The sequence below is a fragment of the Nocardioides sp. BP30 genome (genome assembly GCF_029873215.1).
In the GTDB taxonomy this organism is placed as follows: domain Bacteria; phylum Actinomycetota; class Actinomycetes; order Propionibacteriales; family Nocardioidaceae; genus Nocardioides.
The window spans coordinates 3,583,816-3,609,979 of sequence record NZ_CP123620.1 but is presented as its reverse complement, the minus strand read 5'-3'; the positions used below and the strand labels follow the sequence as shown (position 1 = coordinate 3,609,979).

The window sequence follows — 26,164 nt, the reverse complement described above, 5'->3', positions numbered from 1 at the left end:
CCCTCCAGGCCCCTCGGCTGCCTTAGGCTGATGGCGTGGAAGGCGACCCCGCGATCATCCTCGTCTCCGGTGAGCACGGCGAGGTGCTCCTGGAGGAGTTCCGCAGCCGCTACGAGCGCGACTACGACCTCCGGCTCGCCGCCGGTGCGGCGGAGGCCGAGGCGATCGCGCGGGAGATCTGCGACAGCGGCGGGACGATCGCACTGTTCGTGAGCGACTCGCGCCTGCCCGACGCCGACAACCTGTTCACCGCGCTCCACCGCTGGCGGCAGGTGATCCCGACGGCCCGGAAGGTGGTCGCGGCACACTGGGACCACTTCGTCGAGGACGGGCCGCCGCTGCGGATCGGCCTGGCCAAGGGCAAGTACGACGCCTACCTGCTGATGCCCCGGGGCCGTCGGGACGAGGAGTTCCACAACGCCATCACCGACCTGCTCTCGGACTGGGGCTCCACGGTGCCACAGCCCGAGGTGGTGAGCGCCAAGATCATCTCGCCCCAGGCCGACGCCCTGACGATGGGCATCCGCGACTTCCTGGACCGGATGGGCATGCAGAACAAGGTCTGGCACCCGGACGACCCGGCGATCGCCGACTACCTGCGGATGATCAAGGACCGACTCGGCGTCGAGGACCTGCGCTACCCGGTCGTCTACGCATCCAACCGGGTGCCGGTCCAGGCCCGTACGGTGCGCGACGTCGCCGTCTCGATCTACGGCCGCCCCGGTGACCTCCAGGTCGACGGCGTCGTCGACCTGGCGATCGTCGGCGGTGGGCCGGCAGGCCTCGCCGCGGCCGTCTACGGCGCCTCGGAGGGATTGTCGGTCGTCGTGCTGGAGGCCGAGGCCATCGGCGGCCAGGCGGGCACCAGCTCGATGATCCGCAACTACCTCGGCTTCCCGCGGGGCATCTCGGGCATGCGGCTGGCACAGCGCGCTCGCAACCAGGCCCTGCGGTTCGGCACCGACTTCTACACCGGCTGGGAGGTCACCGAGCTGATCCCCGGATACGACGGGGAGCCGCATCGGCTGTGCACCGACGGCGGTGACGTCCATGCCCGCACGGTGCTGATCGCCAACGGCGTGGCCTACCGCAAGCTCGGCGTGCCACCCCTGGAGGAGCTGGTCGGCGCCGGTGTGAACTACGGCGCGGCGATGACCGCTGCCCGCGAGATGGAGGGGAGCGACGTCGTCGTGGTCGGCGGCGGCAACTCCGCCGGTCAGGCGGCGTTGCATCTGGCCCGGTTCGCGCGCTCGGTCACGATCGCTGTGCGCCGGCCGGGTCTGGAGGAGACCATGTCGCGCTACCTGATCGACGAGATCGGCTACAACGAGCGGATCCGGGTGCTGCCCTGCACCCGGGTGGTCGACGGCGGGGGAGAGGGCCAGCTGGAGTGGCTCTGCCTGGAGGACCTGACCACCGGCGAGCGCACGACCACCCCGGCGCACGGCCTCTTCCTGCTGCTCGGCGCGGAGCCGCGATGCGACTGGCTGCCGCCGGAGCTGGCCCGGGACAAGAACAGCTTCGTCCTCACCGGCCGCGACGTCCCGCGGGAGCGCTGGGTCGACGGGCTGCCCCCGGCCAGCCTCGCGACGACGGTCCCAGGTGTCTTCGCGGCGGGGGACATCAGGTCCGGGTCGATGAAGCGCGTCGCCGCTGCCAGCGGCGAGGGTGCTTCCGCCGTACCGCTGGTGCACGCCTACCTCGCGCCGGCGCCCGAGACCGAGCCCGCCGCGACGCCGGTCTCCTGACCGCCCGACCCGACCGACCGGCCGACCGGCCGCACGGAGCCCGGGTAGCGTGGTGGCGTGGTCGAGTCGGGTCCGGTGCTGGTCGACCACCGCGAGCGGAACAGCACCATCCCGGAGGCGCTGTCCGCCGCGGGCCTCGACGTACGGCTCACGGATCTGCCGGTCGGCGACTACGTGCTCGGACCGGGGCTGGCCGTGGAGCGCAAGGGGCCGCACGACCTGGGCGCCTCGATCCGCGACGGCCGCATCTTCGACCAGGCGGTGCGACTGCAGTCGGCGTTCCCCCAGGCGGTCCTGATGATCGAGGGCGAGCCGCGCGGCATCGTCGAGGACGCCTGGCGCGGCGCGGTGTGCCGGCTCGTCGAGGACGGGTTCACCGTGCTGCACAGCCTGGACGCCGAGGACAGCGCGGCCTGGATCGTCCGCCTCGCCAAGCGGGCACGGCGGACGGCGCCCACCGCCCGGTCCGAGGGTCCGCGCCGGGCGCCCCGGCACCCCTCGGCGCAGGCCGAGGTGATGCTCTCCGTCGTGCCGGGCATCTCGCCGACGATGGCCCGCAGCCTCCTGGCCGCCTACGGCAGCCTCGCGGCCGTCGCCGCGGCCGCTCCCGACGGGTTGCGCGGCCACCCGGGCATCGGCCGGGTCCGGGCGGCTCGGCTCGCCGAGGCACTGCACGGGTCGTACGTCGCTCCGATCGACCGTGATCCCGAGCCCGACCGGCCCGTCCGCGGTCCCCGTACGCCGCGGCGCTGGATCCTGGCCGAGCCGGACGGCGGCTCGGAGCCGCAGTCCTTCGACCGCCGGGCGATAGCGCTGCGTGCGTTGCGGGCCGCCGCCGACGGCGCCCAGCTGATCGACGGCCTCACCGGCGAGGTGGTCGGGGCGAGCGCCGGCACCGATACGCTGCGATCATGAACCTGGCCCCGCGCCTGAACGTCGCGATGCACGGACCTGCCGAGGCGCGTCCGATCGTGTTCGTGCACGGCTTCGGCTGCGGCCAGCTGATGTGGCGCCACGTCGCGCCCGCCTTCGCCGAGGACCATCGGGTGGTCCTGCTCGACCTGCCCGGCGCGGGTGACTCGGACCTGTCGCTCTACCGGCCGGAGCGATACACCGGCCTGGAGGCCTACCGCGACGACCTGGTCGCGTTGCTGGAGGAGCTCGACCTGACCGACGCGGTGTTCGTCGGTCACTCCGTCTCGGCGATGATCGGCGTCCTGGTCGCCAACGCCGCTCCCGGACGAGTGGGTGCCCTGGTGCTGGTGGCCCCCTCGGCGCGCTACCTCGACGACGAGGGCTACCTGGGGGGCTTCTCCGAACGTGACATCGAGGAGCTGCTCGGCCTGATGGAGCGCAACCACCTGGGCTGGCAGGATCCGCTCGCCGGGCTGGTCGCCGGTGCAGCGCCGGCCGAGGTGAAGCTGGAGCTGGAGGACAGCTTCTGCCGCACGCGCCCCGACATCGCCGCACAGTTCGCCGCGGTGACCTTCCGCGGCGACAACCGCGCCGACCTCGTCGACGTACGCGTGCCGACGCTGATCGTGCAATCGAGCGACGACGCGGTGGCGCCGATGTCCGCCGGCGCGTTCATCCGCGATCAGATCCCCGACTCGATCTTCACCGTCATCGAGACCCACGGTCACTGCCCGCACCTCAGCGCGCCGGTCGAGACCGTTGCCGCCCTACGAGAGTTCCTGGACCGGCGCTGACCCCGATGGAGCCCGCGCACGGCACGGCCGACCCCTTCGAACGGGCGCCCTGCGGCTACGTCGTCACCGATGGCGAGGGTGTGATCGTCCGCGCGAACGCGGAGTTCCTCCGCATGGTCGAGGTGACGGCCGCCGAGATCGTCTCGGTGCGCACCCTCGCCAGCTTCGTATCGGTCGCCGGGCGCATCCTCCTCGAGACGCACCTCTTCCCGATGCTCGAGCACAGCCGGGTCATCCGCGAGATCGACCTGGACCTGGTCACCGCCGGCGGTCGGCGGGTGCCGGTGCTGTTCAACGCCGGCCTGGCCTCGCCCGGCGGGGACCGGTCGGTGCTGGCCGTGTTCGTCGAGGCTCGGGACCGGCACCGCTACGAGGAGGACCTGCGGCACGCGAAACGCACCGCCGACCACGCCCGGGAGGAGGCCGCAGCCCTCGCCGAGACGCTCCAGCAGACCCTGATCCCGCCCGCGCCGCCGCACATCCCCGGGCTGGACATCGCCGCCGCCTATCGGCCGGCGGGTGCCGGGCGGGAGGTCGGTGGGGACTTCTACGACGTGTTCCAGGTCAGTGCCAGTGCGTGGATCGTCGCGCTGGGCGACGTGAGCGGCAAGGGCGTCTCCGCTGCCACCGTCACCTCGCTGGTGCGCTACACGGTTCGGTCCTTCGCCATCGACCATCCCGACCCGGCCGACCTTCTCGGCCGCGTCGACGCGGTCCTCTCCGCGAACGACACCCGGCACTACTGCACCCTGGTGGTGGCGCGCCTCGAGCGTCACGGCGACGGCTGGGAGCTCGCGCTGAGCCTGGCCGGCCAGCCGGCCGCCCTGCTGCGATCCTCGGGAGGGGAGGTGAGCGAGCTGGGGGTCTTCGGAACCCCGGTCGGGCTGGTCGAGCACCCGCGCTTCACCACGGTCCGGCACCGCCTCCGCGCGGGCAGCAGCGTGACGCTCTTCACCGATGGCGTCACCGAGGGACGCGGAGCGGACGGCATGTACGGCGACGAGCGGCTCCACGACCTCGTCCGCGACCTGCCTGCGGACGTCCAGGCGGTCACCGACGGCATCGCCCGGGCCGTCCTGGAGTTCCAGAACGGGGACGCGAGCGACGACATCGCGATCGTCACCTTCGCCCCGCAGCCGTGACCCGTCGGAGCACCGGACCTCCCGAGTGCGCGCTTCCGCATCCGGGTAGCGTGGCGGGATGAGCGTCGGCCGCACCCTCACCCGTGTCCTGCTCGGCACCGCCATGATCGGGGCCGGCGTCAGCCACCTGACGGTGGCGCGCGAGGAGTTCCGCGCCCAGGTGCCGCCGTGGTTCCCCGTGGACGAGGACGCCACGGTGCTGGCCTCCGGGGTGGTCGAGGTGGCGCTCGGCGCCGCCTTCGTCGCGCTGCCGCGGCACCGGCGGGTGATCGGCACGGCGCTCGGCGCGTTCTACGTCGGGGTCTTCCCCGGCAACATCGCGCAGTACACCGAGCACCGCGACGCCTTCGGCCTCGACAGCGACCGCAAGCGGCTGGTCAGGCTGTTCTTCCAGCCCGTCCTGGTCGCGGCCGCGTTGTACGGCGGCGATCGCCTCGGCGCCAGCTCCTGACGGCCGGCGGGGACCGACCAGCGACCGGACAACGGCCCGGCTATCGGGCGCGCTCGACCCTGACGCCGCCGAAGATGCCGTAGGCGAGCAGCCGGACGGTCGGCGCGCCCGGCATCGACGGCCCGGTGTCGCGGGTGCGCCGGCCGATCACGTTGAAGCCCTCGACCACGACGTTGACCCCGGCCGGCACCCGGAGCTTGGCGCCACCGACGAAGGACACCTTGACGATGGTCGCGCCGCCCTCGGGGAGGGTCGCCTCGGTCAGGTCGAGGTCGATGCCGCCCACCGGCGAGATGGCGACGGTGCGGCGGCGTACCTCCCACGGGCCGCGCCGGTCGAGGCCGCCCAGGAGGGCCAGGTGCAGGGTGGTGTCCTTCGCGGCGCTGCCCGATTCGCTCATGAGCGCAACGGTACGAAAGTCCGAGCGGTCAGGCCACGGGATCGCTGGGGGAGTCCCGCCCCGGGTACCTGCCCAGGCGTCGGCTGATCCGGAGGAGCAACGAGGTGACGTGTGCGTGACGTGCTCGGCGAGCTGACGCAGCGCTGGCGGGCCGGTGAGACGGTGGCCCTCGCCACGGTCGTGGGCACCTTCTCCTCGGCACCACGCCCGCCGGGATCCTCGATGCTGGTCTGTGCCGACGGCGCTGTCGCCGGCTCGGTGTCAGGCGGCTGCGTGGAGGGAGCGGTCTACGAGCTGGCGCAGGAGGTGCGGGAGAGCGGTACGCCGCTGCTGCGGCGTTACGGGGTCTCCGACGAGGAGGCCTTCGCCGTCGGCCTGACCTGCGGCGGCATCATCGACGTCTGGGTCGAACGGGTCGACCGGGCGAGCTTCCCCGAGCTGGCCGAGGTCGCCGCCGACGTCGAGGCCGGCCGGCCGGTGGCGGTGGCCACCGTCATCGAGCACCCCGATCCTCAGCGACTCGGCCGCCGCCTGGTCGTGCGGCCGGACCGGGAGCCGGCCGGGACGCTGGGTTCGGCCCGGGTCGACGATGCGGTCGACGACGACGTCCTCGGCCTGCTCGCCTCGGGCAGCAGCGCCACCCTGACCTACGGCCCGGACGGCGAGCGTCGGGGGGAGGGCATGCGCGTCTTCGTGTGGACGGCCGCGCCCAGGCCACGCATGCTCGTCTTCGGAGCCATCGACTTCGCCGCGGCGGTGGCCTCGGTCGGCGCCTTCCTCGGCTACCGGGTGACGGTCTGTGACGCCCGGCCGGTCTTCGCCACGCCCCGGCGCTTCCCCGACGCCGACGAGGTGGTGGTCGACTGGCCGCACCGCTACCTGGCGGCCGAGAGCGAGGCCGGCCGGATCGACAGCCGTACCGTCGTGACGGTGCTCACCCACGACCCGAAGTTCGACGTCCCCCTGCTGGCGGTCGCGCTGAGGCTGCCCGAGATCGGTTACGTCGGGGCGATGGGCTCACGGCGGACACACGAGGACCGCCTCGCCCGGCTGCGCGAGGCCGGACTGGACGAAGACGCACTGGCGCGGCTCTCCAGCCCGATCGGTCTCGACCTCGGGGGCCGGACGCCGGAGGAGACGGCCGTCAGCATCGCGGCCGAGATCATCGCGGGCCGGTGGGGAGGCACCGGTCGCCGGCTGCAGGCGACCACCGGCCGCATCCACGGCCCGGCCTGAGCCCGCTGTCGCCCAGCCCTCACCCGAGGAAGCGGTCGGCGGTGAGGGGGATGCTCCGCACCCGTACGCCGGTGGCGTGGTGGGCGGCGTTGGCGATCGCGGCGGCGGTGCCGACGATGCCGATCTCGCCGATCCCGCGCGAGCCCATCGGCGTGAAGACCGGGGTCTCGTCCTCGAGCCACTCGGCCTCGATGCCGAGGGCGTCGGCGTGCGAGGCGACGTGATAGCTCGCCAGGTCCTGGGTAACCATGTGGCCGAACCGGGGGTCGCGGACGCCCTCCTCGAAGAGGGCGGCGGAGAGACCCATGATCAGTCCGCCGAGGAACTGGGAGCGGGCGGTGGTCGGGTTGATCACCCGGCCGACGTTGTAGACACCCAGCATCCGGGGGACACGCAGCTCGCCGGTATAGCGGTGGATGCGGACCTGCGCGAAGACGGCGCCGAAGGAGTGGAAGGAGTACTGCTCGACCTCGTCGCCGCGCATCGCGGAGGCCTCCGAGCGCAGTCCCGGGTCCGGCCGGTCGCCGTGGTCGTGGCGGAACTGCTGGGCGGCTGCGACGATCGCCGAGCCCCACGAGCTCGTCCCCGACGATCCGCCGGCGACGCTGGCCATCGGCAGCGAGGAGTCGGCGATGTGCAGGTCGATCGCCTCGGTGCCGACCTCGAGCGCGTCCGCGGCGATCTGGGTGAGCACGGTGCGCGCGCCGGTACCGATGTCGACGGACCCGATCGAGACCGCGTAGCAACCGCCGTCCAGCGACTCGACCCGGGCGACGTTGCCCGGCATCCTCATGGCCGGGTACGTGGCCGAGGCGACGCCCGTGCCGACCCACCACTCGCCGTCCCGCGTCGCGCGGGGGCGGGTGGGCCGATCCGCCCAGCCGAACCTCGCCGCGCCCCGCTCGAAGCACTCGGTCAGCCGGCGGGTGTCGAACGGCAGGCCGGTCTCGGGGTCGACGTCGGGTTCGTTGCGCCGGCGCAGCTCGATCGGGTCGAGGCCGCAGGCCACGGCCAGCTCGTCCATCGCGACCTCGTGGGCGAACATGCCCGGCATCTCGCCGGGCGCACGCATCCACGACGGCACGGCGACGTCCAGGACGGCGAGGCGGTGGCTCGTGCGCCGGTGGGGTGCCTGGTACATCATCCGGGTCGGGGTGGCCGTCTGCTCGGCGAACTCCTTGACCGCGGAGGTCTGCTCCTGAACGCGGTGCTCGATCGCTGTGAGCCGGCCGTCGCGACCGGCGCCGAGCCGGACGTGCGAGATCGTCGCCGTCCGGTAGCCGGTCAGGGCGAACATCTGCTGACGGGTCACGGCCAGTCGGACCGGCCGGTCGGGGGTGGTCCGGGCGGCGAGCGCGGCGGCCATCACGTGCGCGTGCGGCTGACCCTTGCTGCCGAAGCCGCCGCCGACGTACGGCGCCATCACGCGCAGCTGGTCCTCGGCCAGGCCCAGCATCGGGGCCAGCGCTTGCGCGACGCCGTGCACGCCCTGGCTCGCGTCGTACATGGTCAGTGTCTCGCGCCCGTCCTCGGTGCTCCACCAGGCGACGGTGGCGTGCGGTTCGAGCGGGCTGTTGAACTCGTAGGCGGTGCGGTAGGTCGCCTCGACCAGCACGTCGGCAGCGGTGAGGGCGGCGTCGACGTCGCCCTGCTCGGTGTCGGTCTCCTTGTCGGGGTTGACCGAGTCGGGCCGGTAGGTGGCGTTGTCCTCGCGCAGCTCGGCCTCGAACGGCTCGGCCTCCTGCTCGACCCGAACCAGCCGGGCGCCCTCACGCGCCGCCTCGGAGGTCGCGGCGATCACCAGAGCGACGATCTGCCCGCGGAAGTGGATCCGGTCGTCCTGCAGGATGGCCAGCTCCCGGTTGCTGGTGTCCTCCAGGCGCGGGGCGGTGGTGTGGTCGATGACGGCGAGGACGCCCTCATGGGCCAACGCGGCGGTGGCGTCCACCCGGCTGACGCGGCCGCGTGCGACAGTCGACTGCACCAGCCAGCACGAGAGCGCCTCGGGGATGCGCTGGTCGGCAGCGTAGGCAGCGCGGCCGGTGACCTTCTCCAGACCGTCGACGCGGCGCAGGTCGGTGCCCATCGCCCGGGCGGTGATGGGGGTGGTGCGCAGCTCGGTCACGGCGTCTCCTCGAGCAGGTCGGGAACGAGCCGGCGGAACGCGAGCGCCGTCGCGTTGCGCACCATCGTCGTCTTGTACGCCGTTTCGGGGGTCGGGCGGGCCGCCTCCAGCTCGGTCTGGGCGGCGGCGCGGACGGCGTCCTCGGTGAGGACCGCTCCACGCAGGGCCTCCTCGGCGCGGTGCGCGCGCCAGGGCTTGTGCGCCACGCCGCCCCAGGCGATCCGTACGTCTCGGACCGTGCCGGTGGCCTCGTCGAGGTCCAGCGCCGCTGCGACGGAGACGAGGGCGAAGGCGTAGGACGCGCGGTCGCGCACCTTGATGTAGGTGGAGCGGCGGTACGTCGGACTTGCCGGCAGCTCGACGGCGGTGATGAGCTCGCCGTGGTCGAGGACGGTGTCCCGCTCGGGCTCCTCGCCCGGCAGGCGGTGCAGCGCGTCGGCCGGGATCCGACGCTCACCCTCGCGTCGCAGCGTCAGCACCGTGGCGTCGACGGCTGCCAGCGCCACGGCGAGGTCGGAGGGATGGACCGTGACGCAGGCAGGGCTGGCGCCCAGGATCGCGTTGTAGCGGCCGTAGCCCTCCGCGGCCGAGCAGCCGGAGCCGGGCTCACGCTTGTTGCAGGGCGTGGTCGGATCCTGGAAGTAGACGCACCGGGTTCGCTGCAGCAGGTTGCCGCCGGTGGTGGCCTGGTTGCGGATCTGGCCCGACGCACCGGCGAGCAGGGCGCGGGTCACGGCCGGCCACCCGGTCCGCACGCGCAGGTCGGCCGCCAGGTCGCTGTTGCGCACGTTGGCGCCGATCCGCAGGCCGTCCTCGGTCTCCTCGATGCCGTCCAGCGGCAGGTGACCCACGTCGACCAGCGTCTCGGGGTCCGCGATGCCGAGCTTGAGATGGTCGACCAGGTTGGTGCCGCCGGCGAGGAAGCGGGCGGTCGGGTCGTCGGCGACCGTCGCGACGGCCTGCGCCGGATCGCTGGCGCGGACGTAGCCCAGCTCCCTCATGCTCCCGCCACCTCGCGAACGGCGTCGAGGATGCCGACGTACGCACCGCAGCGGCACACGTTGCCGCTCATCCGCTCGCGGATCTCGGCATCGGTCAGGTCCTCGATCGTGGTCGGGCGATCCAGGTCCTCGGTGACATGGCTGGGATGGCCGTGGGCGACCTCGTCCAGCATCCCGACCGCCGAGCACACCTGCCCCGGCGTGCAGTAGCCGCACTGGTAGGCGTCCTTGGCCAGGAACGCCTCCTGCATCGGATGCGGACCGTCGACGCCCAGCCCGGAGGCGGTGGTGACCTCGGCGCCGTCGTAGGACAGGGCCAGGGCGAGGCAGGTCAGCTGCCGGCGACCGTCCACCAGCACGGTGCACGACCCGCACTGGCCGTGGTCGCAGCCCTTCTTGGGCGAGGTGTTCCCCAACCGCTCCCGCAGCGCGTCGAGGAGCGTCGTTCGGGTGTCGACGGTGATCTCCCGGGCAGCGCCGTCGACCGTCAGCCTGATCACCGTCTCCATGCCCAAGCCGATACCCGGGTGCGGGCGAACCATCCCTGCGGCGGGGGTGCTGTCGCGAGCCGGCGAGCCGGCCTTCAGCGCGCAGCCGACGGCGGCAGCGCGTCCAGGGCGCGGAGGTAGCGGGCGGTCATCCACCGCTGGGTCCAGGTCGTCAGCGGGCCGCCGGCCCGCGCGAGCAGGGTCGCCGGCCGGGAGAAGGCGGAGACGGTGAAGCGGAGGCGGCCGTCGTCACAGCGCTCGAGCACGAAGCGCTCCTCGCCGCTCTCCGGGTGCCCGGGCAGCGTCCCGTAGGCGAACCCGACGCGGTCGGGCTCCTCGACCACGGAGATCACGCGGCAGGGGATGCGTACGGCGAGCGGCCCGATCCCGAGGCGCATCAGCACGACGGCGCCGGCCTCGGCGCGTGGCGCTGACGCCGCCACGCGGACGCCGGCGTACTCCTGCACCTGCCAGCCGAGCAGCTCGCGCCCGGCCGCGTCGAAGTCACGCCGTTGCAGCAGGCGGGTGCGCTGGAAGGAGTGGTGGCCCGGCGGGGTAGTGCCTTCGCCGGTCGCTCCCACCGCTGGGTAGGTGAGCTCCGCCGCGCGGAGTGACGCGGCGACGTGCGGCGGGAGGATGGTGACCACGCTCCCATCATGTCCCTGCGAAACGCGTTCCGGGGCGGCGGATGCGCGCTACCTTTCCCGCATGCCTCGCCGCACGCTCGCCGACATGCTGGGTGTCTACCGTCGAGACGGTCGCGTCGTGTTCGGGCGGGCGCCGTACATCACCGCGGAGCAGTGGTCTCGTATCGAGCATCCGGGGCCGATCCTGCGGGTGCTGCAGTTCCTTGGTCTCGCGTACGCGTCCGACCACACCCGTCCGCGAGCCCTCAGGCCGACCGGGCGGCGCGGGCACGCTCCTTGATGGCGACGATGACGTCGGTCTTCGCGTCGGCGTACGCGTTCATGTCGGCCCAGTCCCGGGTGATGAGCTCGCGCTTGACCCGCTCGTACAGCTCGCGGTCAGTGGTGCTGCTGCGCAGCTGGTCGCGGAGCAGCAGGTAGTCCGCCGCCGCCTCGTCGCCGACCTCAAGGACGTGCACATGCACGTCGCGCGCAGGGGTGCGCACCAGGCGATGCCCGGGCTCGCGGGTGCGCAGCAGATAACCGGCCTCGAGGAGCTGGTCCAGGTAGTCCTCCTCGGCGGTGATGTCCGCCACGGTGAGCAGGATGTCGACGATCGGCTTCGCGGCCAGGCCCGGCACCGAGGTCGAGCCGATGTGCTCGACCTGGAGGGCGGTGGGGCCGAGCGCCGTACGGATGCGTCGTCGGTGCTCCTCGTACGCCGCCGCCCACCGCGGATCGTGGTCCACCAGCTCCAGCGTGCGCCGCTCCACCCCACCGACGAGCTCGACCGTCGTCACGTCCGGGCGCCGGGGTCTGTGTGCTGAGGTCATGGTGGCGAGTGTCGCAGGGGCACCGTGGCAGGATGCACACCGCTGACGACCCGATCGAGCAGGGCGAGCTCAGGGCGGTCACCGGTCGCGAGGTCGAGGTGTTCACACGTCTGATCTACGAGATCGACGAGCTCACCGGGAAGAACGCTCACACCCGCCACACGATCCAAGCAATGCTCCAGTCCTGCCTCGGGCCGCCTGGTGTGGGGTCACAGCGCCCGCCGGTAAGGCTGGAGGACGTAGTCAGAGCCGCCGAGCACTGGGGCGTTCCCTCGCCTCCCGGGCTACCGCCGGTGCGGGGAGCGAACCCGTAGGTCACCGACCCCAGCGCTTGGCCGCCCGCGCCCGGCGCTTCCCCTCCTGGACCGCATCGTGGTTGACGTGCGACGGGCTGCCCTTGCGGTCGACCCAGACGCCCACCGCCAGGATCGCGGCGAAGACCAGGCCTACGATGGGCCAGAACATGGGGAGCTCGCTTTCTCGATCCGGCCGCTCCGCGCCACTCGCGGGTCATTCCGGCGGATTGACACTGTGCGGCACGCGCGAGTGCACGCGCAGCGTTTTCAGGTGATCGGCAGGGTCTACTGGCCGTAGGAGTAGCGCAGGTCGGCGTAGAGCAGGACGTTCATGCGGTAGCGAAGGTGGCCGGCGGTCTTCTCGTCCGGCGGGTCGGACGGCGTGAGCAGGGTGAACGTCAACAGCGTCGAACCACCTCGGTCCGCCAGGTCGAACCGGATCCGGTCGTCGGGGCGGCTCGGCCACAGCGTCGACCAGACCACGCGCGTGGGACGGACGGCCTCGAGCACCCGAGGCTCGATCTCGTCGCGATACAGGTCGAGCCACGGGCGCGCGCCAGGGGCGTGCGGATCGACGAGGGAGTCGAACACGACTCGCACCGGCGGGGGCAGTGCCTTCGTGCGGGAGCCGATCTCGATCACCGGCGCAGCGTAGGGCAGCGCCTGACGAGGCTGTGCGCCATTTTCGGCGCTCGTGAGCGCCCCGCTCTTGACCGCGCCGCTTGAATGGCACGGTGCCGACGCGGCTGCTGATCATGTCCGACACCCACCTGCCCCAGCGCGCCCGGGACCTGCCCGCCGAGCTGTGGACCGCCGTGGACGAGGCGGACGTCGTCGTCCACGCCGGTGACTGGGTGGACGCCGCACTGCTCGACGAGCTGGAGCACCGATCGCGCCGGCTGGTCGGCGTGTACGGCAACAACGACCACGGCGTCCTGCGCGACCGACTTCCCGAGGTGGCCCGGTGCGAGATCGACGGGCTGCGGTTCGGCGTGGTGCACGAGACCGGCCCCTCGACCGGCCGCGAACGCCGCTGCAGCGAGCGCTTCGGCGACCTCGACGTCCTCGTCTTCGGCCACAGCCACATCCCGTGGGACACCACCTCCGAGACGGGTCTGAGACTGCTCAACCCCGGCTCGCCCACCGACCGCCGCCGCCAGCCGCACTGCACCTACCTCACCGCGGTGGCGAACGCCGGCGCGCTGGTCGAGGTCACGCTGCACCGCCTGCCACCGCGATCCACTCCCGCTCTCAACGACTGAGGGCCGGCCCGTCCGGCGCGATGTACTCGAACACCGCCCCGTCGACGTGCCGCGCGATCATCCGGGCTCCGTTCGGCGCGGGTGCCGGGCCCTCCAGGACCTCGCCGCCGTACTCCTCGACGACCGACCGCGCCGCCTCGATGTCGTCGACGATCAGCGTCGCCCGACGCTCGTACTCCGCTCGTCGCTCGGGAGCGACCTGCAGCAGCAGGAACGGCCCCACCCAGGCCAGCCGTACGTCGCGGAACTCGAACCGCTTCGTCTCCACACCGCCGGCCAGCGCCTCGTACGCCGGCAGCGCGGTGTCGAGATCGTCGACGAAGACCCGCGCGACCACCGACCTCACCACTGTCATGGGTCCAGTGTGCTCGTCGCAGCCGGAGGCCGGCCCGCACGGTTCCGAGCCGCCCCTACGCCCGCCGTACTGTTGCCGCATGGCGGAGCCGGCGCGGTGGTGGGAGATCCGTCCCGCGCAGAGCCGGCAGCCCAAGACCTACACCTGCCCGATCTGCCACGGCCTGTTCCTGGCGATGGTGCCCAACGTGCTGCTCTCCCCGGAGGGCGACCGCGAGCGACGCCGGCACGCGCATCCCGAGTGCGTCGCGCGGGAGCGCCGGGCGGGCAGGCTGCTGACCCGTTCGGAGTGGGAGCGACTCAACCGGCCGCCCCGTGAGGAGCGGCCGTGGTGGCGCAGGGTGTTCGGTCGGTAGCGGCGGCGACGCCGAATCTGCGGCGTACGCCCGCCGTCTCCTGCGAGGATGTCGTCGTGGCCGCGTGGAGCAGGACAGGGATGGCGGAGCTGGGGAGGCGCGTCACCACGGGCCTCGGGCTCGCCGGACCATCGCGGCAGTGGTCCTGGTGGACGAGGTGCTGGGTCGCCGCTGGCTTCCTCTTCCTGGCAGGGGAGATGTACGCCAGGCGTGGCGTTGTGGTCGGCACCGTCGGCCTCCTCGGCTACGGCGGGATCGGTCTGTGCCTGCTGTCGAATCGAACCGATCCGAGGCGCTGGGCCCAACTGCATCCGGTGCTGGACGGCATGATGCTCGGACCTTTCGTGTTCCTCCCGGTCGCTTACCTGACGTCTTGGTCGTTGCCGATCTGCGCCGCTATCGGTGCGGTCGCATCCTGTGCCGGGGCGGTCGCGGCCGCGCGTCGGTCACGATGCCGTCGTCCGGCGCCCGCGGACTAGGACGACGACCCGCTGCGAGGCCGAGCCGCCAGGAAGGCGGCGGAACCGCCCGATCGTTCGCCGGCGACCTCGTTGGCGCCACGTGCGGCCTACCGTCGCCGGTGAGCCTGCTGCTGCCGCAGCGTGTCGCGGATGGGGGCCGGCCACCGATCGAGGCGGCGTTGCAGCGCCGGTTCGTACCAGCCCTCGTTCTCGAGGAACGCGATGTGGACGCATTCGGGGTCGTACAGGTCCGAGTGCTCGTCGACCGCCGGCAGCAACGCGGTCACGATGCGCAGCGCGAGCTCGTCGTCGCCATCGGCGTACGCCGCAAGGACGCGGCCGGCCGCGCGCTCGCAGACGTCGAACGGATGCGCGATGCCCCAGCGGCGCTCGGACGCGGCGATGTCGTCGGCGAGCTCCGGGACCTCGGCCCGGAGGTGGCCGACGAAGCGGTCCCCGCTGGTCTCATCCGTGGGCGGCAATGACAGGCGGTGCTGGTCGCCGTTCCAGGAGGTTGGGCGCCAGTAGTAGAGCGCCTCGGGGTTCACCGGCCACCGGTCCCCGTCGAGCTCGGGCGCGTTCCCATCCACTGCGGGATCGAAGGGCCGCCAGCCCGCATCGAGCGGCTCGTCGGGACGAGGAGCACGCACCCTGCTCTGGAACGTCCGGCTCATCGCGCCGAGCCGCCGGTAGCTCTGTTGCGCCTCGGCCAGGCTGATCCCGTTGGCGCCCACGGGGCTGAGCGGGCGGCGCAGCTGACCGGGGTCGTCCTCCCAGAAGCACACCGGGCAGAGCCCGAAGTCGCCCGGGCCCTCGGGGAGGGTGAGGTGGCCGCAGCAGGGGCAGGGGAAGCGGCGCACGGCGTCATCATCGTGGACACGGAGGAGGCGTGCCACCTCCTTCGCGCCGATTCGTGGGGCCGCGAATGCTCAGCAAACGGATCCGCGGCCCGTTGGTGCGCCCGTACGATCGGCGTGTGCGCATCGAGATCTGCCCCGAATCGCCAATGTTCGGCGGCGGGGGAACCCTGGCGCTCGTCGGAGACTTCCTGCTGGACGGCCTGCCGGAGGTCGGCGAGGGCCTGCAACTGATCGAGGTCGAGCTCCTGCTGCGCAGCCGTCCCCAAGCCGGGTACCCGGTCGGCGAGGACTCGATCTCGGAGGCGGACATGGCCGCCCTCGTGGCGGCGGTGACCGAGGGACAGGGGATTACGCGCGACCACCCCGACTGGGACCGCAGCCACGAGGAGAGACGGGCCAAGGGTCCGAGGCTCACGTTCCGGCGTGCGGCAGGCAGGGCGAGTGTTCGTATCGTGAGCGCTCTCTCTGAGCGAGATGTCTTCGGCGACGGTCAGTCCCGGCTGGAGGTCGAACCGGAGATCTTCGCGACCGCAGCCCGGGAGATCGTCGCTGCGCTAGCAGACCTCAGCCGGCGAATGAAGTCCGACGATCCGTTCGACGCCAGCACATTCCTGGCCCACCTGTCGACGCGCCTGGAACACCTACCGCAGACGCAGGACGAACTGCGGGCAACCCTCGCGCCTCTCCAGGAGGCCGCGCAGCAGCGCTGGAGGTCGATGGGGCCATGGGAGGTCCTCGACGTCGACTGGACACTCTTCGCGCCTGGGACGAAGGAGCGACTGAACGACCCCTTCTTCTTCGACCCTGCCGACAACGAAGCCCCGCACGGGAACGATGCCGGCGCGGATCTGCTGGTGGAGTACCTCGAGCAGCGCCCGGCCGATGGGTGGGCGTTCTTGCACGAACAGATCCGCGACGACGGCTATGGGTCCGTTGAAGCTATGGTCGGGGACGCCGATGGGGACGGCCGTGAGCTGGTGATCGCGACGGCGTTCGCTGAGCTGATGGTCCGGGGGAAGACGTCGGACCGGATCGTCGCGCTTGCCTTGGAAGCTCTCGACCGACGAGAAAGGGACGCGCCCAGTCCGCGCAACGAGCAGTTGCGCCAGGCCCTGCGGGAGGCTGCCCCGTCCCCGGGCGTGGCAGGGTGAGCACACGCGCGCGGCTCGTCAGCTCCGCCTGATGTCCCTCAGGGTCAGTGCGGCGCTCTGCGCCTCCTGCTCCAACGCGTAGGCAGCAGGGCTCTGGTCGTCCCACAGCCGGTCCCACCCCTGGACGAGCCGCAGATCGGACTCGCCTGACCCCGAGCCGGTCACGACCAGTTTCGTGTACGGATAGCTCTCGCGAAGGCTGAGGGTCAGATCGCTCGTCAGCTCATCATCGGCCAGCAGGACATCGACCCTCGCCGCGAAAGCGCGCTCGATCTCCGCGGCCTGCGCCGCCGCGTCCGGATGGCATCGGGCCAGGGCGAGGGCGAGGGGCCGCTTCAGCTCGTCATCGTCGCCTTCCCATGCCTCTTCGAGCCGGGCGAGCAGGGGGTAGAGCCTCGGATCGGCGAGCGCCGCGGCCGCCTCCAGTTCCAACTCGTAGATGTCGTCCGTGTCGTCGGCGCCCAGGCGTTCTTCGACCGCCGCCAGGGCTCTCTCGTCGCCGACGGAGGCGAGGGCGAGCAGCGCCTCGCAGCGGGTCTTCGCGTCGGGGTCGGACAGCCGTGCGGCGAGGGCGTCACGGGCCTCCGGCGACGAGGCGCCGCTGAGGTAGAGCCCGAAGCATGCCCAGTCACGCACGCTCGTCTCGCTGTCGCCGGAAGCCGATCTCCAGGTCCGATAGGGCCGCGCGGGTGGTCGAAGACGCCGGTCTCCGGGTCGATGTGGACCATGCAGCGCATCACGTCAGAAGCGTAAGCGCGACGCTCAGGCCCGCCGCGCAAGCGCCTCGAGGATGCGCTCGATCCGTACGATCCCCACATACCGCCCGGCGTTGTCGGTGCACACCAGCGGCTGGAACCTCACCGCCGGATGCCGCACGATCGCCCGCTGCGCAGCCATGGCGGTCGGGGTGTCGAGATTGATGCCGAGCGCGGCCTCGCGCACGGCGTACTGACGTCCGTCGGCATCCAGCGTGGCGTCGGGTCGGCCGTGCTCGTCGACCACGACGGCGACCTCGCCGGCGCGGAGCCGGTTCCGGAGGCTGGGGACGGCGGAGGGGCCGACGGTGGGCACCTGCTCGAGGAGTGCTCGCAGGGTGGGTCCCGACTCCTGGCTCGCCCTGCTCGCGATGCCGAGGGCGACCTCCGGCTCCAGGCTCTGCAGCCCCGGCGCCGGCCGACCGAGGTGATAGCCCTGCGCCAGCGGCACCCGCAGGTCGATCAGTACGTCGAGCTCGGCTGCGGTCTCCACCCCCTCGGCGATCACCCACGCGTCGATCCGGCCGGCGAAGGCACCCATCACCTCGACGAGCGCCCGCTTGGCCTCGTCCAGGTCGAGTCCCGAGACCAGGTCGCGGTCGAGCTTGATGAAGTGCGGTCGCAGGGCGAGGAGGTGCTGGAGCCCGGCATAGCCCGCACCCGCGTCGTCCACGGCGATCATCGCGCCGCGTGATCGCAGGTCGTCGAGCACCGGCTCGAGGGCGGCGTAGGACTCGATCCGGACCTGCTCGGTGAGCTCGACGACGATGCCGCTCAGGGAGGGGTGGCCCTGCCAGACCTCCCGCACCGGCGACTCGTCGATCAGGTCGGGTCCGATGTTGACCGTCAGGAACGTGTTCGGCGGCATCTCGCGTCGGGCTGCCAGCGCCGTACGGAGGGCGGCCGCCTCCAGATCGGCACCGCGTCCGCTCAGACGCGCGGCCGCGAACACCTCGAAGGGGCCCGGGCCGCCGGGGAAGCGGGCGAGCGCCTCATAGCCCGCGACGTTGCCGCGGGTGAGGTCGACGACGGGCTGCAGGTGGGTGGTGATCCCACGTTCGAGGAGTCGGTCGAGCTCCTCGGGGCTCACGCCACCTCGCGGATCGCCGCGCGCACCTGGTCGACCATCTCGGTGGGGACCGAGGTGAGGTGGTGATCGCGGCTGGCGTGCAGTGCCACGGCGGCCAGGATGTCGTCGTCGCTGGCGCCGGCGAAGGTGGCGTCACAACCGGGTACGACGTCGCCACAGGCGAATTGCTTCATCGGGATCTCCTCGTATCTGCGTGTTCGATCCGCCCGGCGGACGGTCAGCCCCCATTCGGCGGGTGGCTCTCCTTCGAGACTCAGGAGGAAGAGGTCGCCATGGAGATCATCGGCCGATCCGAGCCCGAGGTGAGGAGACCAGCCCCTCGTCGACCTCGCTGCCCACCTCGGGTGGCGGTGTCCTCGATCCACCTCGATACTCGAGGAGTGGCGCCGCGCCACTGCGCCCGTCGTCCCGTCCGGTCGGAGGTATCTCGTGGGGAAGTTGATCTACGCTGCCAACACCTCCCTCGACGGCTATCTCGAGGACGAGACCGGCGCGTTCGACTGGTCGGTGCCGGACGAGGAGGTGCATGCCTTCTGGAACGAGCACGAGCGGCACATCGGCACGTCGCTCTACGGTCGCCGGATGTACGAGACGATGCGGGTGTGGGAGCGCGACGACTGGCTGTCGGACGAGCCGGCCGTCGCCCGTGAGTACGCGCAGATCTGGCGCGACACCGACAAGGTCGTCTACTCCTCGACGCTCGAGGAGGTCTCCACCGCGCGGACGAGGATCGAGCGGCGGTTCGATCCTGAGGCGGTGAGGCGGCTCAAGGAGGAGTCCGGCTCCGACCTGAGCATCGGCGGCGCGACCCTCGCCGTGGAGGCGTTCCGGCACGGGCTCGTCGACGAGTGCGTCCTGCTGCTGTGCCCCGTCATCGTCGGCGGCGGGAAGCCGGCGCTGCCGCGTGGCCTCCGCCTCGACCTCGAGCTGCTGGATCAGCGGCGGTTCGGCAACGGGGTGGTCCACCTGCGCCACCGGGTGCGCGCTACCTGAGCGCTCGACCCTGCGGGCCGCCGGCTGACCGGACTCGACGCCGCCGGGCGACGTACGACGCCGGCCGGGTTTCGCCACTATCTCCGTTCCCGTCAACAAGGCGGCCGAGCAACGCTAGCCTCACCGCGTGAACGCGCCGAACGAGCCACGTGCCACCTTGCAGCCCACACCTCCACAACGCCGCATCACGGTCCGCCCCTACAACACGCGGATGGCCACCCGGATGGCGAGGCGGGCGAACCTCCCCGAGGACGGGGTCGCCATCGCGTTCACCTTCAACAACCTCCTCACGATGGTCGTGTTCGCGCTGGTGGAGGACGTCGCCAGGCTGATCCCCTCGGTCGGGTTCCTCCTCGACCTGGCGATCTCTCTGGTGAGCTTCTACTGGCACCGGATCGTGCTCGTCACCGACACGCACGTCTACATCTACCGCGACCTGCCGTTCCACCAGCCCGGGAAGCAGCTCCGTGTCTTCGAGCGAGGCCCGGGCCTCGTGACGATCGGCAGTCCCAAGACCGGATGGTGGTCGAAGTTCATCCGCCGCGGGCAGCTGACGTTCAGCGACGGGACAGTCGTCTACCACGGCGTGCTCTGGATCAAGCGGGCCCGCTACGTGGCGCAAGAGGGCAACATCGCCCCGGCCGTGACGGTCTAGACGGTGGCGGCGCACCACCATCGCACCTCGCGCGGGTTGCCCGCGTGAAGGTCGTGATCGCAGGCGGCTCTGGAGCGCTCGGGCGTCGGTTGTGCACCGACCTCGCCGCTGCCGGCCACGAGGTCGTCGTCCTCACGCGTCGCCGACGCCCGGGCCCTCACCGACAGGTCGAGTGGGACGGCCGCACCGTCGGACCCTGGTCCAGGGAACTCGAAGGCAGCGCGATCATCAACCTGGCCGGCGAGTTGGTGGACCGGCGGCCCACACCGGCCAACATCTCGCTGCTCACCGCCTCGCGCGTCGAACCGACACGTGCGCTGGTCGAGGCGAGCCGCACCCTCGAGGCCCCGGTCCCGGTGTGGGTCCAGGCCAGCACGCTCGCGATCTACGGCGACGCGGGTGATGCGGTCCTCGACGAGTCGGCTCCGCCAGCCGACGGTCCGCCCCAGATGGCAGGGGTGGCCCGGGCCTGGGAGGCCGCCGCGGACGGCGCCCACACTGAGCGCCTGGTCGTCCTGCGCACCGGAATCGTCCTCGACAACGACACCCCGGCGCTGGACCGCTTGTGGGGGCTGGCCCGCTGGGGCCTGGGTGGACGCGTCGGCCCGGGCACGCAGTGGATCAGCTGGGTGCACATCGAGGACTGGCTGGCCATCGTCCGCACGGTCCTGGCGCCGGGCTCGGACCTTGAAGGAGTCCTGCACGCGACCGGTCCCGAGCCGGCGCGCAACGCCGACCTGATGGCTGCCCTGCGCCGCAGCCTCGGTCGGCCCGCCGCTCCACCGACGCCGGCGGCGCTCGTACGCCTCGGGGCGGTCGTGCTGCGTACCGACCCGGCGCTCGCCCTCACCGGTCGCCGCGCGATCCCCGCCCGGCTCCTGGAGAGCGGCTTCCGGTTCGGGCATCCCGACCTCGACGAGGCACTGTCCGACCTCCGCACCCGTCAGGCGAACAAGGCCTGACCGAAGCGATCCGCCGGCGTCAGATCGGGCGGTCGAGGGTGTCTGAGGGCGACTCGCCGAAGGCGTGGCGGTAGGCGGCGGCGAAGCGACCCAGGTGGAGGATTCCGAGCTCGAGAGCGACGGTACGGACGGTGGTGGCGTTGCGGTCCGCGCGCTGCAGCGCCTCCCGGGCGAGACGGAGCCGGACTTGGCGCAGGTACGTCATCGGCGGGATGGCGAGGTCACGCCGGAAGCCCTCCTGCAGCGCACGCACGCTCAGGTGCACCTCGGCGGCCAGGCGGACAGTGGTCCACGGCTCGGACGGTCGCTCCTCGATCAGCTCGACCGCTCGTCTGATCGCCGCGCCCGGCCCGGCCGGACGGGTGCGGGCGACGGCGTCGCTGTTGTTGTGCGGTTGCGAGAGCAGCAGGCCGTCGATCACCAGACTCTCGAGGTGTCGACCCGCGAGGGGGTTCCGAGACAGGTCGGTGGGGCGGCCGAGCTCATGGACGACCAGCTCGAGAACCGTCCGCCAGCGCCGCCCCAGCGGCGTGTCCAGGTCGGCTGCGAAGTCGAAGACCAGCGGACCGCGGACCAGCCGTCCGAGCAAGCGCTCGAGCTCCGCCTCGAGACGGGCTTGGGGGACCATCAGGCACAACTGCTCGCAGCCGGGTGCCCACAGGAGCTCGGCCGGCGCGCCGGGTGAGAAGACCAGTCCCTCGCCCCGGCCGGTCGTCACCGCCTCACCGTTCCCGCGCCTCGACGTCGCCCAGCCGCGGAGCGGGATGTTCACGTGCACCTGGGTGGCGTCGGCCGTGGATTGGCGCAGGCCGCGGCCGTAGGTCAGCCGGCCCACGGTGAGCGCTCCGAGGCGTACGCCGGAGAGCTCCATCCGCAAGGGTGCGGTATCGCCCGAGAGGTCCAGCCGGTTGGGGAGGTAGACCTCGGTGATGATCCTCTCGGCCTCGTCGCTGTCGTCGGTGGTGCTCCGAGGCGTGATGCTCGACGGTGGTCGAGTCTGATCCCGGCTCGGCGGTCGCTTCTCAGCCGCAGGGTCGCTCATCGTGCTTCCCCCAGCAGTGTCGCGACGCGGCTCGTCGGCGTACGCCGCTCGTGGGTGAGGAGCGTGGCAGCGAGGGCGATCGTGAGACCGAGGACGGTCTGGAGCGCGCGCTGGGTCAGGAGGGTGCCGATCGAGGCGGGCAGCATGAGGTCGCCGAGCACGAGCGCCATCGGGGTGAAGAAGACGAGGCCGAGGCTGTAGTTGCGTGCGGTGGTCAGTTCGGTGCACGCCTGGAGCACTGCGATCACCATGATCGCTGGGTACCCGGTCGGATGGGCCGCCAGGACGAGGGCTGCCACACCGAGACCGGTGGCGGTGCCGATCACCCGCTGGGCCGCACGCGCGAGGCGGGCGTGCAGGTCGGGTGCGGACATGGGGACAGATGCGGTGACGAACGTCCAGTAGGGATGGCCGATGCCGCTGATCGCGACGGCGAGGCCGGCGGCGCCGATGCCGAGGACGTAGCGGCTCACATGACGAGCCACCGAGTCGGGCGGCTCAGGGGCACGAGCTGCCGGCGCGGGCGCCCCCGGCTCGGCCTGTCGGCGGCACCCGGGGAGGGCGAGCAGCAGTGCGACCACAGCCGCGCCGGCGGCCGCGAGGGCAGCGGCGGGCACCGTGTTCGGCGTCATCGGGACCGTGGCCGATGCGGTGAGGGCGAAGACCGGGTTGAGCGCCCCGACCGGATGCCATCGGCCCCGCTCGGCCAGCACGACCGAGACACCGGCCCAGAGGGTCGCGACCGGGACGAGCAGCCAGAGCCGGAAGGGGACCGAGGCGATCAGCGCACCCAGGATGACGCCGGCCACCAGCAGTGCGCCCGCCTGCCCTTGCATGCGCAGCCGTACCCGGGCCGGCTCATGCCTGCCGTACAGAGCCGTGAAGGCCCCGATCGCGGCGTACAGCAGGAGGTCGTCGCGACCGGACGCGCGACAGACCGCCAGCGGCACCAGGATCGCCAGGCTCGCGCGCAGCGCGGTCCCGTGGGCGCCGGCGTGCGGGCCGACGTGGAAGACCGTCGCCCACCAGCGCTGCGACGGCATGGTCTGTGTCATCGATGACTCCGAGATGCTACATAAGTGAAGTATCTCCCAGGGTACTACAGTTATGAACTATCTTGGGAACGGCCGAAGCGGAGGGCAGCAGGAGGCTCCGAATGAACCAGGACACCGACGCAACGCTCACCGAGGGCGACGTCGTGGACAGCATGCAGCGAGAGTGGACCCGGCTGCGGCCGGACCTGGATTTCACCAGCCTCGGCGTCGTCCACCGCCTGCTCCGAGCTTCCCGGCTCATCCTCGAGGCCAGCGACGACTTCCTCGCTGCGTACGGCCTCACCCGCGGCGAGTTGGACGTGCTCTCCACCCTGCGCCGGTCGGACGCGCCCCCGAGCCCCACCACGCTGGCCCGGACCTTGTTGGCGCCACGGTCCGCGATCACCATGCGGCTCAATGCCCTGCAGGCTCGGGGGCTGCTGACCCGCTCGACGAATCCCGCCGACGCCCGCTCATCCCTGCTCATGCTGACCGACGCAGGGGTGGCGCTCGTGGACGAGGTGATTCCCGCCCAGCTCGCCTTCGAGGACGCCCTGCTCGCCGAGGCCCCGACCGAGGCCGTCGAGGGCCTCGCCGGCCGCCTGCGCGCCTTGACCACCGTCTGGGAACAGGGCCGGCGGCCCGCGCCCGGTGCTCGCAAGGACGGGTGACTCGCGCCGTCCCGGCGCGTCACAGGGCCCCGCCGATGCTCGGTGGGATCCCCGGACCGTGTCCGACGAGCCGCGTTGCGCCGGTCGGTGTCCGGATCGCGCGGTTTCTCCTCCCCAGGGGTGGCCGAGGCGGCCTCGCGGTCTGATCCTCACGCCGAGAGGTTTGGACGCGCGGGTCGCGCCATGACGGCCGGTGCGAGATCAGTAGGGGGGCAGATGTCGCAGAAGGAGCGGCGGCCGAGGAGGTCGGCGACGCAGGGTCGCGGTCACCCTGCCGGACGCCGGTGTCTCGTGCAGCCGGAAGGATCGACGTGGGCCGGCTCACCCGGCCAGGTGGTCTCCGATCGGGGGTGGGCGGCGGTCCTGCTCGCCGGTCCGCTGCTCCCCGCGGGGGTGGCGACGCACGTCTCCCAGGACACGGGCGCATGGATGCCTCTACTCGTCGCTGTCGTGATGCTCGGACTCGTCATCGCTCTCCTTGCCGGGAGCCCAGGCGCGAGGCTGCGCAGCGCCGGGCTGGACGCGCTCGCCTCGGCACGGCTCCGCCGAGCGCTCAAGCGCGGCGAGATCGAGGTCTTCTATCAGCCGATCTACCAGGTCCAGGAGTGCCGCGTCGCCGGCTTGGAGGCCCTCGTCCGGTGGCGCCGGCCGTCCGGGGGATACGCCGATCCGTGCACGTTCATCCCCGTCGCGGAACGGACCGGTGCGATCACGCAGCTCGACGAGTACGTCCTGCGGCGGGCCATCGCCGAAGCATGCTGCTGGACGAGCACGGGTCGTCTGTACGTCTCGGTGAACCTGTCGGCGACGACGCTCGCGAAGCCCCGCCTGGCAGCCACCATCGACCGGATCCTGGACGAGACGGGCTTGTCGGCGCACCTGCTGCAGGTCGAGATCACCGAATCGGCGTTGATCGACGACCTGCCCGGCGCCGTCCGCCAGGTCGCGGCTCTGCGATCGCGGGGCGTGGTCGTCGCCATGGACGACTTCGGATCGGGACGTGCGTCCCTGAACTACCTGCAGCACCTCCCGGTCGATGTCGTCAAGCTCGACCGCAGTCTCGTGACGGCGGCGGCCGTCGACGATCGGAGTCGCCGCATGCTCGAAGGGGTGATCCACATGTGTGACCTGCTGGACCTGCGGGTCGTCGGCGAAGGCGTGGAGCTTCCCGAGCACCTCGCCTGTCTCACCGAGGTAGGGGTCGGCATGGCCCAGGGCTTCCTGTTCGGCCGTCCGGCACCGATCGAGGAGATCCGTGCCCGTCTGGCCGGGCCGGCATCGTGAGCGCGAACGGCGGTGACGCCTCCCGCCAGCGGAGTCTCTTCCCGAGAGTGGCGCCGCGACAGGCGTCGAGCCTGCGTCGGTTCGCGCGTGCCTCGACCGCGGAGGCACGAGGTAGATGGCGGGAGGCTGATGCCCCCGACGAGTCGACGACGCACGTGCCGGTGGGGCCCACCTACCGCGTCGCCTCGTACACCGTCTATCCCTCGGGCTTCCATGAGGTCGACATCACCGCCAAGGAGCGATGGTGCCTCGTGGTGGTCGATGCCGGGAACGGATGGGCGATCCGACGCGGGGACATGTGTCTCAACATCGCTCTGCAGTGGGAGGCGGAGCGCCCGCCCTCGCTCTGCGACACCGAGTTCGTTCGCCGGTGTCGCTACAACGAGCATGCAGCGCTCCTGCGTGCCAGGAGGGTCGTGGACAGGCTGGAGGCGGCAGGCCTGACGTTCGACGAGTACGTGGTCGACGTACGGCGGAGCCTCTCCGACAGCGACGCCTAGCGTCCGGCGTCATCGCCGGACGGCGGAGTCCCCACCTCGGTCGTCAGACCGAGGATCACCCCGCGTACGGCGGCCTCGCGCACGTGCCTGGCGTCGTCGTGCAGGGGCGCCAGCGTGATGGCGCCGGCATCCGCGGCCAGGACCGCCCTGGTGAAGATCTCGGGGGTGGTCGACAGCCGTCGGCCGACGATGTCCAGGCCGCGCAGCAGCAGAGGCTGCAGGTGCCGGCTGAAGGCCTCGGCGTGCGCGCGGAGCTCGGCCGCCAGCTCGGCCCGATGCTGGGCCTGGGCGACGAACCCGGCGCGCACCGCCGACCACTGGGGGTCGCTGGGCAGCGCCTCGAGCACCGCTGCGACGACCGCGTGCAGGTCGTGCGGTGCATCGGCGGGGAGCAGTGCTTGCGGGACGATGGTCTCCAACTGTTGCTGAACCTCGGCGTAGCGCTGCTTGTAGAGCGCGAAGAACAGCTCGTCGACGGTCTTGAAGTTGGAGTAGAAGGCGCCGCGGGTGAAGCCGGCGCGTTCGCAGATCGCCTCGACGCTGACGTGGGTGGTGCCACGCTCGGTGAACAGCTCGGCCGCCGCGGCGATCAGCTGTGCGCGGGTCTCCACCCGCCGTCGTGGGCGGACCGACGCCGACTTCTCCATGGGCTCTCCGAACATTGCGATACGAATCGTAT

General features: G+C 71.9%; 32 protein-coding genes. 16 read left to right on the top strand and 16 right to left on the bottom strand.

Annotated elements, in window-relative coordinates; genetic code table 11:
• Window positions 1-35: 35 nt before the first annotated feature.
• Genes P5P86_RS17055 through P5P86_RS17035 form a run of 5 tightly spaced genes read left to right on the top strand, consistent with a single transcriptional unit; the run spans window position 36 to window position 5,050 of the window.
• Entirely contained in the window at window positions 36-1,748 is a 1,713-nt protein-coding gene (locus P5P86_RS17055) for an NAD(P)/FAD-dependent oxidoreductase (RefSeq protein ID WP_280608644.1), read from the top strand.
• A 57-nt stretch (window positions 1,749-1,805) separates the two neighbouring features.
• On the top strand, window positions 1,806-2,663 hold the full coding sequence (locus P5P86_RS17050) for an ERCC4 domain-containing protein (RefSeq protein ID WP_280608643.1): 858 nt from the start codon (window positions 1,806-1,808) through the stop codon (window positions 2,661-2,663).
• On the top strand, window positions 2,660-3,457 hold the full coding sequence (locus P5P86_RS17045; protein ID WP_280608642.1) for an alpha/beta fold hydrolase: 798 nt from the start codon (window positions 2,660-2,662) through the stop codon (window positions 3,455-3,457). Before P5P86_RS17050 ends, P5P86_RS17045 begins: the two co-directional genes overlap by 4 nt.
• 5 nt (window positions 3,458-3,462) lie before the next feature.
• Window positions 3,463-4,599: a PP2C family protein-serine/threonine phosphatase gene (locus P5P86_RS17040; RefSeq protein WP_280608641.1), complete on the top strand. Its 1,137-nt coding sequence runs from the start codon at window positions 3,463-3,465 to the stop codon at window positions 4,597-4,599.
• Window positions 4,600-4,657: 58 nt separating this feature from the next.
• The gene (locus P5P86_RS17035) at window positions 4,658-5,050 is read left to right on the top strand and encodes a DoxX family protein (RefSeq protein ID WP_280608640.1); all 393 of its coding nucleotides are present in this window, start codon (window positions 4,658-4,660) and stop codon (window positions 5,048-5,050) included.
• 40 nt (window positions 5,051-5,090) lie between these two features.
• Here the strand turns inward: P5P86_RS17035 and P5P86_RS17030 are convergent, their stop codons facing one another.
• Window positions 5,091-5,450 (bottom strand): LiaF domain-containing protein, encoded by a 360-nt coding sequence (locus tag P5P86_RS17030; RefSeq protein WP_280608639.1) that lies wholly within the window; start codon window positions 5,448-5,450, stop codon window positions 5,091-5,093.
• A 111-nt stretch (window positions 5,451-5,561) separates the two neighbouring features.
• Between P5P86_RS17030 and P5P86_RS17025 the strand changes: the two genes are divergently transcribed.
• On the top strand, window positions 5,562-6,686 hold the full coding sequence (locus tag P5P86_RS17025) for an XdhC family protein (RefSeq protein ID WP_280608638.1): 1,125 nt from the start codon (window positions 5,562-5,564) through the stop codon (window positions 6,684-6,686).
• A gap of 19 nt (window positions 6,687-6,705) precedes the next feature.
• Here P5P86_RS17025 and P5P86_RS17020 read toward each other — a convergent pair whose 3' ends face one another.
• The 5 genes from P5P86_RS17020 to P5P86_RS17000 all read right to left on the bottom strand — a co-directional run bounded on the left by P5P86_RS17020 (window position 6,706) and on the right by P5P86_RS17000 (window position 11,759).
• Window positions 6,706-8,811, bottom strand: coding sequence for a xanthine dehydrogenase family protein molybdopterin-binding subunit (locus P5P86_RS17020; RefSeq protein WP_280608637.1), 2,106 nt, complete (start codon window positions 8,809-8,811; stop codon window positions 6,706-6,708).
• Window positions 8,808-9,812, bottom strand: coding sequence for an FAD binding domain-containing protein (locus tag P5P86_RS17015; RefSeq protein ID WP_280608636.1), 1,005 nt, complete (start codon window positions 9,810-9,812; stop codon window positions 8,808-8,810). Before P5P86_RS17015 ends, P5P86_RS17020 begins: the two co-directional genes overlap by 4 nt.
• Window positions 9,809-10,321, bottom strand: a complete 513-nt coding sequence (locus tag P5P86_RS17010; protein WP_280608635.1) for a 2Fe-2S iron-sulfur cluster-binding protein — start codon at window positions 10,319-10,321, stop codon at window positions 9,809-9,811. The genes P5P86_RS17015 and P5P86_RS17010 overlap by 4 nt, the downstream gene beginning before the upstream one ends.
• A 74-nt stretch (window positions 10,322-10,395) precedes the next feature.
• On the bottom strand, window positions 10,396-10,947 hold the full coding sequence (locus P5P86_RS17005; RefSeq protein ID WP_280608634.1) for a DUF1990 domain-containing protein: 552 nt from the start codon (window positions 10,945-10,947) through the stop codon (window positions 10,396-10,398).
• 245 nt (window positions 10,948-11,192) lie between these two features.
• A complete protein-coding gene (locus P5P86_RS17000; protein ID WP_280608633.1) occupies window positions 11,193-11,759 on the bottom strand; it encodes a GrpB family protein in 567 nt (188 codons plus the stop codon).
• Window positions 11,760-11,791: 32 nt separating this feature from the next.
• On the opposite strand from P5P86_RS17000, the gene P5P86_RS16995 reads away from it, so the two are divergent.
• The gene (locus tag P5P86_RS16995; protein WP_280608632.1) at window positions 11,792-12,073 is read left to right on the top strand and encodes a hypothetical protein; all 282 of its coding nucleotides are present in this window, start codon (window positions 11,792-11,794) and stop codon (window positions 12,071-12,073) included.
• Between the two features lies 1 nt (window position 12,074).
• Here P5P86_RS16995 and P5P86_RS16990 read toward each other — a convergent pair whose 3' ends face one another.
• Together P5P86_RS16990 and P5P86_RS16985 are read right to left on the bottom strand one after the other, a co-directional pair.
• Window positions 12,075-12,224 (bottom strand): hypothetical protein, encoded by a 150-nt coding sequence (locus tag P5P86_RS16990; RefSeq protein WP_280608631.1) that lies wholly within the window; start codon window positions 12,222-12,224, stop codon window positions 12,075-12,077.
• A gap of 116 nt (window positions 12,225-12,340) precedes the next feature.
• Window positions 12,341-12,697 (bottom strand): hypothetical protein, encoded by a 357-nt coding sequence (locus P5P86_RS16985; RefSeq protein WP_280608630.1) that lies wholly within the window; start codon window positions 12,695-12,697, stop codon window positions 12,341-12,343.
• A 92-nt stretch (window positions 12,698-12,789) separates the two neighbouring features.
• On the opposite strand from P5P86_RS16985, the gene P5P86_RS16980 reads away from it, so the two are divergent.
• Window positions 12,790-13,317 (top strand): metallophosphoesterase family protein, encoded by a 528-nt coding sequence (locus tag P5P86_RS16980; RefSeq protein ID WP_280608629.1) that lies wholly within the window; start codon window positions 12,790-12,792, stop codon window positions 13,315-13,317.
• Here P5P86_RS16980 and P5P86_RS16975 read toward each other — a convergent pair.
• A complete protein-coding gene (locus P5P86_RS16975; RefSeq protein WP_280608628.1) occupies window positions 13,307-13,672 on the bottom strand; it encodes a VOC family protein in 366 nt (121 codons plus the stop codon). The genes P5P86_RS16980 and P5P86_RS16975 overlap by 11 nt on opposite strands.
• A 79-nt stretch (window positions 13,673-13,751) precedes the next feature.
• Here P5P86_RS16975 and P5P86_RS16970 point away from each other — a divergent pair, with 79 nt between their 5' ends.
• Window positions 13,752-14,027 carry an Rv1322 family protein gene (locus P5P86_RS16970; protein ID WP_280608627.1) on the top strand — a complete coding sequence of 92 codons (276 nt, stop codon included), beginning with the start codon at window positions 13,752-13,754 and terminating at the stop codon, window positions 14,025-14,027.
• Between the two features lie 568 nt (window positions 14,028-14,595).
• Here the strand turns inward: P5P86_RS16970 and P5P86_RS16965 are convergent.
• Complete coding sequence (locus tag P5P86_RS16965; RefSeq protein ID WP_280608626.1) at window positions 14,596-15,348, bottom strand: CPCC family cysteine-rich protein; 753 nt, start codon at window positions 15,346-15,348, stop codon at window positions 14,596-14,598.
• Window positions 15,349-15,464: 116 nt separating this feature from the next.
• On the opposite strand from P5P86_RS16965, the gene P5P86_RS16960 reads away from it, so the two are divergent.
• Complete coding sequence (locus P5P86_RS16960; RefSeq protein WP_280608625.1) at window positions 15,465-16,499, top strand: hypothetical protein; 1,035 nt, start codon at window positions 15,465-15,467, stop codon at window positions 16,497-16,499.
• A gap of 18 nt (window positions 16,500-16,517) precedes the next feature.
• Here the strand turns inward: P5P86_RS16960 and P5P86_RS16955 are convergent, their stop codons facing one another.
• The 3 genes from P5P86_RS16955 to P5P86_RS16945 form a co-directional block, all read right to left on the bottom strand.
• Window positions 16,518-17,135, bottom strand: coding sequence for a HEAT repeat domain-containing protein (locus P5P86_RS16955; RefSeq protein ID WP_280608624.1), 618 nt, complete (start codon window positions 17,133-17,135; stop codon window positions 16,518-16,520).
• A 126-nt stretch (window positions 17,136-17,261) separates the two neighbouring features.
• Window positions 17,262-18,344, bottom strand: coding sequence for an EAL domain-containing protein (locus P5P86_RS16950; RefSeq protein WP_280608623.1), 1,083 nt, complete (start codon window positions 18,342-18,344; stop codon window positions 17,262-17,264).
• The gene (locus tag P5P86_RS16945) at window positions 18,341-18,517 is read right to left on the bottom strand and encodes a DUF1059 domain-containing protein (RefSeq protein WP_280608622.1); all 177 of its coding nucleotides are present in this window, start codon (window positions 18,515-18,517) and stop codon (window positions 18,341-18,343) included. The genes P5P86_RS16950 and P5P86_RS16945 overlap by 4 nt, the downstream gene beginning before the upstream one ends.
• 256 nt (window positions 18,518-18,773) lie before the next feature.
• Here P5P86_RS16945 and P5P86_RS16940 point away from each other — a divergent pair, with 256 nt between their 5' ends.
• From P5P86_RS16940 to P5P86_RS16930, 3 genes are all read left to right on the top strand, one after another.
• Window positions 18,774-19,337, top strand: coding sequence for a dihydrofolate reductase family protein (locus P5P86_RS16940; RefSeq protein WP_280608621.1), 564 nt, complete (start codon window positions 18,774-18,776; stop codon window positions 19,335-19,337).
• Between the two features lie 127 nt (window positions 19,338-19,464).
• Window positions 19,465-19,992 (top strand): hypothetical protein, encoded by a 528-nt coding sequence (locus P5P86_RS16935; protein WP_280608620.1) that lies wholly within the window; start codon window positions 19,465-19,467, stop codon window positions 19,990-19,992.
• Window positions 19,993-20,036: 44 nt separating this feature from the next.
• Window positions 20,037-20,954: a TIGR01777 family oxidoreductase gene (locus P5P86_RS16930; protein WP_280608619.1), complete on the top strand. Its 918-nt coding sequence runs from the start codon at window positions 20,037-20,039 to the stop codon at window positions 20,952-20,954.
• 19 nt (window positions 20,955-20,973) lie between these two features.
• Here the strand turns inward: P5P86_RS16930 and P5P86_RS16925 are convergent, their stop codons facing one another.
• Together P5P86_RS16925 and P5P86_RS16920 are read right to left on the bottom strand one after the other, a co-directional pair.
• Window positions 20,974-21,996: an AraC family transcriptional regulator gene (locus P5P86_RS16925; protein WP_280608618.1), complete on the bottom strand. Its 1,023-nt coding sequence runs from the start codon at window positions 21,994-21,996 to the stop codon at window positions 20,974-20,976.
• On the bottom strand, window positions 21,993-23,051 hold the full coding sequence (locus P5P86_RS16920; RefSeq protein ID WP_280608617.1) for an FUSC family protein: 1,059 nt from the start codon (window positions 23,049-23,051) through the stop codon (window positions 21,993-21,995). The genes P5P86_RS16925 and P5P86_RS16920 overlap by 4 nt, the downstream gene beginning before the upstream one ends.
• Before the next feature lie 101 nt (window positions 23,052-23,152).
• Here P5P86_RS16920 and P5P86_RS16915 point away from each other — a divergent pair, with 101 nt between their 5' ends.
• From P5P86_RS16915 to P5P86_RS16905, 3 genes are all read left to right on the top strand, one after another.
• Complete coding sequence (locus tag P5P86_RS16915; protein ID WP_280608616.1) at window positions 23,153-23,701, top strand: MarR family winged helix-turn-helix transcriptional regulator; 549 nt, start codon at window positions 23,153-23,155, stop codon at window positions 23,699-23,701.
• A gap of 453 nt (window positions 23,702-24,154) precedes the next feature.
• Complete coding sequence (locus P5P86_RS16910; RefSeq protein WP_280608615.1) at window positions 24,155-24,985, top strand: EAL domain-containing protein; 831 nt, start codon at window positions 24,155-24,157, stop codon at window positions 24,983-24,985.
• Window positions 24,986-25,032: 47 nt separating this feature from the next.
• Window positions 25,033-25,485, top strand: coding sequence for a hypothetical protein (locus P5P86_RS16905; RefSeq protein ID WP_280608614.1), 453 nt, complete (start codon window positions 25,033-25,035; stop codon window positions 25,483-25,485).
• Here the strand turns inward: P5P86_RS16905 and P5P86_RS16900 are convergent.
• Window positions 25,482-26,147: a TetR/AcrR family transcriptional regulator gene (locus tag P5P86_RS16900; protein WP_280608613.1), complete on the bottom strand. Its 666-nt coding sequence runs from the start codon at window positions 26,145-26,147 to the stop codon at window positions 25,482-25,484. The two genes, P5P86_RS16905 and P5P86_RS16900, sit on opposite strands and share 4 nt — an antisense overlap.
• Window positions 26,148-26,164: the final 17 nt, after the last annotated feature.